Here is a 1,350-nt window from a genome sequence, read left to right as displayed (position 1 = left end):
CTTCCGCGCGGGGCCGCCCGCCCCGGCCGCCTCCGCCACCCGGTACCGGCGGCGGGCACGCACGTGGCGCGGGGGTCCACGGGCGGCGTCGGGCGTCCGTGCGGTGTCAGGGCTTGCGAGCCACGCCGCCGTACTGGTCCATGCCGCGCCGGGAGCCGACCTCGATGGGGGCGGGGCGCCACAGGGGGCAGGGCACCACACCCGGCTCCAGGAGCTCCAGGCCCTCGAAGCGGGCGGCGACCTCCTCCGGGCTGCGCAGGAGGTAGGGGACGGCGCCCTGCTTGTTGCCCACCTCGATGGCCTCGTTGTAGGCCTCGCTGGTGTTGGTGCCGTCGTAGCTGGCCAGGTAGCTGCCCGAGGGCAGCGCGTCCACCAGGCGGCGCACGACGGGCAGGACCTCGTCGTCGGGCACGTGGCCCAGGACGCCCATGAGCATGAGCGCGATGGGCTGGTCGAAGTCCAGGGTCCGGGCGGCCCGTTCCAGGATCGCGTCGGGGTCGCGCAGGTCGGCGTCGATGTAGTCGGTGACCCCCTCGGGGGTGCCGACCAGCAGCGCGCGGGCGTGCGCGAGCACGAGGGGGTCGTTGTCCACGTAGACCACGCGGGCCTCCGGGGCGATCGACTGGGCGACCTCGTGGGTGTTGTTGGCGGTGGGCATGCCGGTGCCGATGTCGAGGAACTGGCGGACGCCCGCCTCGCCCGCCAGGTGGGTCACGACGCGGATCAGGAACTCCCGGCTGGTGCGGGCCAGGTCCACGATCTCGGGGAAGCCCGCGGCGACCGCGTCGCCCGCCTCCCGGTCGATCGGGTAGTGGTCCTTGCCGCCCATCCAGTAGTTCCAGATCCGGGCCGAGTGGGTCCGGGTGGTGTCGATCTGCGGCGGGCGTTCGGCGGAGGCGGGAGTGGACGCATCGTCGGTCATCTGGGCATCTACCTCGATAGACGGGGGCGGACGTCACGGAACGCAGCCCCCGGTGCTCACGGAGCCGGAATACCGCCGTGATCGGGGAAACTGCTCGCACCGATGCTATCCACACCGTGTGCGCACGTCCCCAACCGAATGACCGAATTCTCCCCTTACGGGCGGTATTACCCACGAAAGGGAAAGCCCCCGGCACCGAAGACGCGCGCGCCCCGGGGGAAGGCGCTCCCCCACGGAAGGGAGAGACCCCGCCAGGCGCGGCGGGAGGGCGGCCCAGAGGTGGGACGGCCCAGCGCCGGGGCGCGGCCGTAGGGCTGCGGGACAGCGGGGCGACGGCATGTACCGCGGTGGCCTCCGCCCGCCCCGCCGCGTGCCGGAGCCGTGTACCGAACGCCCCGCCGCGCGGGCCGGGGGTCATCGGCCCGCGC

General features: G+C 74.0%; 1 protein-coding gene. It reads right to left on the bottom strand.

Features of this window, described 5'->3' with window-relative positions:
• Positions 1-106 precede the first annotated feature (106 nt).
• The gene (locus tag DQW06_RS27595; protein WP_013152130.1) at positions 107-922 is read right to left on the bottom strand and encodes an SAM-dependent methyltransferase; all 816 of its coding nucleotides are present in this window, start codon (positions 920-922) and stop codon (positions 107-109) included.
• Between the last annotated feature and the right edge of the window lie 428 nt (positions 923-1,350).

Source organism: Nocardiopsis sp. TNDT3 (genome assembly GCF_003427465.1).
In the GTDB taxonomy this organism is placed as follows: domain Bacteria; phylum Actinomycetota; class Actinomycetes; order Streptosporangiales; family Streptosporangiaceae; genus Nocardiopsis; species Nocardiopsis dassonvillei.
The sequence above is the reverse complement of the archived record's forward strand: the minus strand, read 5'-3'. Positions and strand labels throughout refer to the sequence as shown.

Coding starts and splice junctions, on each gene's coding strand:
- DQW06_RS27595 (WP_013152130.1), bottom strand. CDS start 922: ATGACCGACGATGCGTCCACTCCCGCCTCCGCCGAACGCCCGCCGCAG.